We start from the raw sequence: 879 nt of genomic DNA on the forward strand, positions 1-879 counted from the left end.
AGACATAATACCATTAATTACTACCTTGGATAATATAGCATCAACTCAACAGATCACAAATACTGTAACGACAAATACGGCAAAGGAAACTACACTACTTGGCTTGGGATACGCTACGATGAGCCAAAGCGGCTAAAGATTGGCAGAAATCCAGCCTTGCGATACTTAGCTGAAATATCTGATTTTGAAAAAGATGATATTTTTGATTTCTGGTCGGGGATGCCGTTTGATTTGGAAATGCAGGAGCATTTAGGGAATTGCGTTTTTTGCATTAAGAAGTCAGTAAACAAGCTGGCACTTGCCGCTAGAGATGAGCCGGAATTAGCTTCTGAATGGGTTGCGGCAATCGAAGCTGGCAGTGACAGGCTGAGTCATCCTATTGAAAAGCAAACGGAGGGCTTGTTTGTTGAAACCTACACGCAGATCATACCAAAGGGTGTTATGTATCGCGGAAGCAACACAATGCAAAGCATTATAGCAAAATTCGAGCTACATAGCCGCGATGAAATATATGGCAGCATTCGCAGCATGAAGCGCAAAGAATCAGGCGGCTGCACTGAAAGCTGTGAAGCGTTTACCGAATACCAGCAGGAGTTATTTTAATGAAAATGCCAACAATAAAACCCCGCAACGACATTAGACGCAAGAAAGGTGCGGGGCTTTTTCAAGCAGCAGCAGAGGGTAATTTGTGGCTGTGGAATGTTTTGGAAGATAGGTTAGCGGAGGTGTACAAAAATGCAAATAAGAGCAAAAATTAGAAAAACAGGCGAGCAAGTGACGCTTAAGCCATACAGTTTCGGCTATGTCTGTGCTAAGGGTCGGTTTTATAGCAAAGGGATAATTAAGGTTTTGGAGGTGATTAGATGAATTGGCCAACAG

At 42.8% G+C, this 879-nt stretch carries 2 protein-coding genes; both read left to right on the forward strand.

Going from position 1 to position 879, the window contains the following annotated elements; all coding sequences use genetic code 11:
• Positions 1–156: 156 nt before the first annotated feature.
• Positions 157–603, forward strand: a complete 447-nt coding sequence (locus tag V7D78_RS16855) for a hypothetical protein (protein WP_333609614.1) — start codon at positions 157–159, stop codon at positions 601–603.
• The gene (locus V7D78_RS16860) at positions 603–758 is read left to right on the forward strand and encodes a hypothetical protein (protein ID WP_333609615.1); all 156 of its coding nucleotides are present in this window, start codon (positions 603–605) and stop codon (positions 756–758) included. The genes V7D78_RS16855 and V7D78_RS16860 overlap by 1 nt, the downstream gene beginning before the upstream one ends.
• Positions 759–879: the final 121 nt, after the last annotated feature.

Origin of the sequence: Arsukibacterium sp. (assembly GCF_036735525.1) — a bacterium.
GTDB lineage: Bacteria > Pseudomonadota > Gammaproteobacteria > Enterobacterales > Alteromonadaceae > Alishewanella.

Bases quoted from the DNA above. Each gene is read 5' to 3' on its own strand.
- V7D78_RS16860 (WP_333609615.1), top strand. From the start codon at position 603: ATGAAAATGCCAACAATAAAACCCCGCAACGACATTAGACGCAAGAAA.